The following is a 6,221-nucleotide window of genomic DNA, read 5'->3' as shown; positions in this document are numbered from 1 at the left end:
CATGGGCATAGGTGGCATAACACCCATACAAAAACTGGAAAAGTTAAACAACGAAAATTCTACAGATAGCCTCCATTAAAAATGGGGGGATTACCGGTCTATACAACTAGAGTTATAGTTTTGTATCTCCAAGCAAACTTGCTTAGCGTAATATTGAAACAATACGCCTTGTTGTTTATTGGTTGCTATTGTTACTATCAAATTTGCGTGTGTTGCCAGCAAGTCTGGGGATATGTGTACACATCTGGTCAGCGCAACCAATAAATACAACTTGGCATGTAAGTCGTAGAACTCATATTTGGTTGGAATATATGAAGTTGGAAGCCCACTTTTAAGACAATCAATTAAGTTATCTATTGCAGCCTGCTCTCTAAGTTCATATAAACGAACAACTGCATGTACAGCTCTCCATCGTTCTTCAGAATGTGGAGAACCTAAATTGGCATAAATATAATAAACGATTGCTTGGTCAAGGTTAGTAGGCAATTGATAAGTTCCATCCCAACTACCATCAGCATAATCTTCCTCAATAAATTGTTCCAACCTATTAAGACCAAAACTTAATAGATCTTTTGCCTGTTCAATTGTCAGTTTATTGGCACTGAAGTCAGCGAAACTAAATAGAGCACTGGAAGATTCAATATCAACAGAATTAGACAAACCAGCAACGACACCCCTAGCTATGGCTGCGTCAGTGTGCTCGTCTAACAAAAATCGTTTAACGGAATAGCGTCTATCGTATATATCAGTGAAATTTCTAGGGAATCTAGTCGCTATTTGCGTAATTATAGAATTCCATTGCCGAATAACTGCGGGTTTATTTTTCCATTCATCAGGTATTTGCTCAAATCCCCAGCTCAAGCTGGAAAAGTTTAAATGTTCTGATTGAGCTATAACATTCAAAAATGTCACAAGGCTTCTCTGTGTCACTTTTTGAAAGCAGCCTTGCCAAAATTCATTAATTCTTCTGGGAAATCCTTGTTTCTTTAGCTTTTGATAAGCTTTACTGAATCCATTTATAGTCAGTAAATCAAAATGCCCAAAAAGCTCTTCCCATGAATAATTGTCTTGGTCTTTCGTCTCCCTCTCATTCACCGGAGATCGCCTTTCTTCAGGTCTGTTAGATTTTAAAAGGAGCTTAAGTTCGTCATTGAATAAACAGGAAAGTTGATACTTTTCAGCAAGGCTAACAACTTTTCCCCAAGCCGCGCCAGTCACTCCCCTTGCTCTTAAACTTCCGGTATAACAATCCAACATTTGCTGACGTTTTTCTTTGGTTGGCTCTGCATTAAGAGCTTTTTCTAATAAGTCATCCATACCAAACTCCCAAGAGAAAGCAGACATAGACCAAGCCGTTGCAGCTGAAACATCACCAGAGTCTACAGCACTATGTACTAATGGGTTTATTAACTTCTCGTGCCAACCAATGCTTCTGTCTTTCCATCTATGCAAGATGGGAAAAGCAGATAATGGAGACAACTGGAAACACGTTTTAATTGCATCATTTCTATCCCAGTATTTTTCACGTGCTACAGAATCACCAATCATTTCAGCGCACCTCATATATCGGTGAGCAAGTTCTGGCGAATCACTTTTTACTTTGGAATATTGTTTAGCTATAGAAGTTAGAGCTTCCCAACGAATGACACCTTCCTCACCAAAACCTGAAGCTTTGTTTAACGCAATATCAAAATAGGCTTCGGCATCTTCTCTTCCGGCAGACAGAACCGCTCTGGACAAATTTATGAAGTTTTCAGAACGCGATTCCGGTGACTCATCGTAATTGTAATTGCTGATAGAGTCATAGCAACCATCTTCAATAGAGTTACTCAGCAACTTAAATTTATTGGTTCTACAAGCAACTCTGAGAAAGTACAGATTGTCTAAAAACTTAACCTTCAAGTTATTATCAGTATATTCAGTTAAAAAAAGCTCTAACTCTTCTTCATAGCCAAAATCACAATGCATAATATTTTGAAATTTTGCTTTTGTGGTTTCAAAAGGAACTGGTTCATATTCTCGATAAGCACTATATCCTGTTTTTGAAGACTCCAAGCTAGCCCTTTCATGCTCTGCTTTTAAGTCTAGTTTTCTACCAGCTAAGAGCTTTGCTCGTACCATATACCAAGGTATTAGTTTGCTTATCAGCTCTTTTGCTCTACCTAACTCTCTCTTCCTTTCATAATCATTTTCTTTGCTCTGCCAGTCTTTGGGAATAAACTCTTCAAAATCCAAGGAGAACTCATTTTTGAATATGGCTTGAAGTGACAAATAGCGTAAAAAGTTCTCTCTAGCCCCTCTCCACTGGTGAGCTTCTTCAACACGATAAAGCATCGGCACTTTGTAATAGTAATTGACTCCTCTTCTGATATTAACTAGCGGCAATTTGCTTAAAACACAGGCTTCAAAAAATGAAAGATATGCGTCATTTGAAAAGCCAACATCGTGTATATCGTCTCCAGGTTTATCTAATCTGGAATTGGGTTTAATAATCTTGTTTAGACAACGTAATAAACAATTTTTTGGAGGAATTCGACCAACTTTCATCAGCTCATATGTAATTGCTAGGACAAAAGCAGGATTATTCTTTCGGTAATTAGCCATTAGTTCGATAGTTTCAAAGTCACCAATATCAACTAACCTCTCAACAAGAGACGATGTAGCTTTATAAACACATCTGGGGGGCGTCCACGAGTCTAGATAATCTGCGCATCGTTTGTACCCTTTGACACGTAATGCTGTGTGAGCCAACTCTAATATTTCTAAATCGTCTAATTTCTCATTAAACTGCTCTTCTTTATTCTTTACCTCATCGCGTCTATCAAAATATCTGCGAAGCCAATGATTAGCAGACCGAAGATAGCTTTGAGCTTCTCCTTTTAGTGAGGGGATAGTTGATAATAAAGACGCGGAAAAAACTGTTTCTGAACCGTCCCAGCCGCCAGAAATCTCTTTTCGATGCGCTATTTCTTGAATTCGTGCTGGAGCAAGAAAAAGGTAGGCTATATCAATATTATTTTTTAGTATGTCTAACTGGCGATTATTTCCAGCAATTTCTTCTCCAGCCATCAGAGCTAACTTTACAGCTTCATAAGTTTTATCCGCTTTTAGGGCTGCTTTAAAAGCATACTGAAGTCTTTTTACCTTTACCTGATTGTCATCATATTCACTAATAGAGGGAAGGTATTCAACTGATAGTGCCAGTTCAACCAGCTCGTCCAGCTTGTTTGCTTTTAAAAACAGTACAGGTAGTGCTTCAGACACATAAGGAAACTTAGATACTAATGGTTTAATAACCTCTATAAATGCTGCAATCTTTTCAGGAGTAGGTATATAGTTATCTTGAAACCACTTTTCAGTTGGCTCATCTCTAAATTGTACCGTTTCATCTATTTGCCACAACGGATGACCTAAGTCCGAAATGAAACTCTTTACTGCGTCGGTTGACACATCTGCAACCGCCGCCAAGATGTCTATTGGTACGAACGGTGGTAATACTGCCAATCCTGTACAAACGTTATCGACGCTATCTCTATAATTTTTGGGAAAACTATCTTTGATCTTTGTTACTGAATGCTTTAATTGCCTTTCGATTAAATCTTCCACCGTAACTACTTGATAGCTGAAAGACAAAAGAAGTCGCTCTAGTGATTTCTCTTTTAAGGACAATGCATTGGACTGTACCCTTGGATTACCTCCGGTTAGTCGATTAAATTCTATGGCTTGCTCTTTTGTTGCTGAAGGATATTTTACTTGTAAATTGGTAAGTGCTTCTTCATTTGAGAATGCAAGCAACTCTAGTTGTTGTATTGAACTAGGTGGATCCAAAAGGTCTAGTCGTTCCGGCCTACAAGTAAATACCAATCTGCAATTATCTGGCACGACCTCTTTAAGCAATTGATTTACAAAGCAATTAGAACCATGTTCTTCAGCTGCCATTTCTGCGTTATCTGCGGCATCAAAAATTAAAACTAATAATGCATTTGAGTCTTGAGATTTTAGAGAGTTACAAGCTTCATTAATTCTGTTTAAAAACAGTTTAGTCCAGTAATCGTCAGGCTCATTTCTAGATGGGATCACTTGATCACAAAGACCTAAAGTTGCCATAGTATTAATTATTTGGGCATACGCATGTTTAACTTCATGCCTTTGAGAGCTAACTCTTCTGTAGCTACCATTTCCGAAACAATCATAAGGGATGACTACGGAACTGGTCTCAAATTCAGTTGCTAAGTTACTACTCAGTATTGATTTTCCAACACCACCACTTGCTGTTATGACAGTGTGTGTTTTCGCACCTTTTATAGCATTTACAATCCTTACTTGCTGATCTCTTGGTATATAATTTTCAATTGGCTCAAATAATGGAGGGGCGGGGAAAAAGTCATCCATGGATATAGCATCAAACGCTTCAAGCATATCTTCTTGTTTTATGACTTTAGAGTTACCTGGTTCGATCTTCTCCCAAACTTTAGCCACCAACAATTTTTCTCTGCTACTAACGTTCTTCGAAACAGCGAGATGGTGTAATTCTTTGTGAATATCGAGTTTTTGACTCTCGTAATTTCCCTCTGAATCATTCAGGTTTAAACTTTTACAAAAACTTTTCAGGCTTTTGTCGTCTAGCTTGGTATATCCTTTAAGATTCTGAGTAAACCCTGGAGGAGCGTTACCCCCAGAGGCGATCTTTCTAATGTTACGTTTAAAGTTGTCTGATATTTTACGGTTAGTTAAAATAGTAAAAGAAACAACGGGTTTATTTTTTACACTAGCCTCAATCGCCTGGTATCTCTCGGCAAAACCTTTTAAGGTGTCCTTAAGTTTTGACGGAGTAAATGGCTCATCAACTCGAACAGTCGAATGTTTCAACTGAAAATAATCAATTGAAGTTTGCCCTGCACCACTTTTCCTGTATTCAGCAAGATCAACAACACATTCACCAGCAAGTTTTGACTCCAGAGAGCCTTCGATGGTTACTTGCACTAAGTCCGTATTAAAATCTAGAAGCTTTAAGCACCTTTTTACGGCCCACCTATAGTGGAAAATATCGCCAGCTCTTGAAAAGTGTATTAAGTCTGAGTTTTGTTGCATTTCCATCCTTTGAAACAAATTGGAGACATTCTTATAAACTTTAAGATCAGGTATCAGCTAATTAAAGTAAGCGAACTTTGACTTAGCTGACTGTATGGTTGAAGGATCTAGTTCTCTCTGTTAAACCTGGTTTCAACATCACCAGGCTCAGGAAATATCTCCGATGGCTTGCATCCGAGCACATGAATTATTTCATAAACTCTTTCACATGAAACTGGCACAACACCTCTTTCAATTCGACTCAAATAACTTGCCTCAATACCTATCTTTTCTGCCAGTTTAGCCTGAGGTATGGAGCGCTTAGTTCTCGCGAGTTTAATATTCATGCCAATCAGCTGTTGAACTGGTTGCATTCAAGATCCCCACAACATAAAAGATTAATATTCTCATATTGCGGCAGACCAACCCATGACATATAATGAAACAAATTGACACATATGTTCTTTAATGAACTTTTTTATCAAATTTTTAGGTGTAAAAATGGTAATAGAGCCTTTAATTAAACAAGTAATTTGCATGAAGAATATGGATAGATTTTCAGTGACGGAGATTAGAGCCGCTTTTATTGCACTATCTAATGACGAAGAATTAGATAAAAGGAAGCTTCGTCAATTCATTTATGACGAGTTAAATAAACTTGTAAAAAAAGGTCTATTGTCTAAATCGACTTCTGAAAATGGAAAAGAAAGTAGATTTAAAAAGTCTCCAATTTTTCACCCCTCAAAACTCATAGTGCAAAGCGATAATAGTGGTGTTCTAGATGTGGCGAACAAAATAAGAACACAGCTTAGTGAACTAAATGCTGATTTACTGGAAACGATGGGGGCGCTAGACACCTTTATTAATATGAGACAGCAATACCCTAACGTTGCTTCCGAATTAACGGAACCAATTAGAAGTGCTAGAGAACAAAAGCATATTTTGAAAGGAAAAATAGCAGCAAAGGAAGAAATTTTAAAAAAGTTAAAAGAGAAAAAATAAATGAAATTAAGAAGTTGGCAGGGTAATCCCCCCATTTTTAATGGAGGCTATCTGTAGAATTTTCGTTGTTTAACTTTTCCAGTTTTTGTATGGGTGTTATGCCACCTATGCCCATGTTAGGGCGTTCATTATTATAAGTCCATAACCAA

General features: G+C 37.6%; 3 protein-coding genes. 1 reads left to right on the top strand and 2 read right to left on the bottom strand.

What is annotated here, in order from left to right; all coding sequences use genetic code 11:
• Window positions 1–90: 90 nt before the first annotated feature.
• Together ATS71_RS14335 and ATS71_RS14330 are read right to left on the bottom strand one after the other, a co-directional pair.
• Complete coding sequence (locus ATS71_RS14335) at window positions 91–5,091, bottom strand: hypothetical protein (RefSeq protein WP_058405444.1); 5,001 nt, start codon at window positions 5,089–5,091, stop codon at window positions 91–93.
• 107 nt (window positions 5,092–5,198) lie between these two features.
• Window positions 5,199–5,444, bottom strand: a complete 246-nt coding sequence (locus ATS71_RS14330) for a helix-turn-helix domain-containing protein (protein ID WP_058405443.1) — start codon at window positions 5,442–5,444, stop codon at window positions 5,199–5,201.
• A gap of 127 nt (window positions 5,445–5,571) precedes the next feature.
• On the opposite strand from ATS71_RS14330, the gene ATS71_RS14325 reads away from it, so the two are divergent.
• A complete protein-coding gene (locus tag ATS71_RS14325; RefSeq protein WP_058405442.1) occupies window positions 5,572–6,072 on the top strand; it encodes a hypothetical protein in 501 nt (166 codons plus the stop codon).
• Window positions 6,073–6,221 lie beyond the last annotated feature (149 nt).

The organism is Pseudoalteromonas sp. H71, from assembly GCF_001468485.1.
In the GTDB taxonomy this organism is placed as follows: Bacteria; Pseudomonadota; Gammaproteobacteria; order Enterobacterales; family Alteromonadaceae; genus Pseudoalteromonas.
This window is presented reverse-complemented; position numbering and strand designations above follow the sequence as displayed.

Bases quoted from the DNA above. Each gene is read 5' to 3' on its own strand.
- ATS71_RS14335 (WP_058405444.1), bottom strand. From the start codon at position 5,091: ATGCAACAAAACTCAGACTTAATACACTTTTCAAGAGCTGGCGATATT.
- ATS71_RS14330 (WP_058405443.1), bottom strand. From the start codon at position 5,444: ATGCAACCAGTTCAACAGCTGATTGGCATGAATATTAAACTCGCGAGA.
- ATS71_RS14325 (WP_058405442.1), top strand. From the start codon at position 5,572: ATGGTAATAGAGCCTTTAATTAAACAAGTAATTTGCATGAAGAATATG.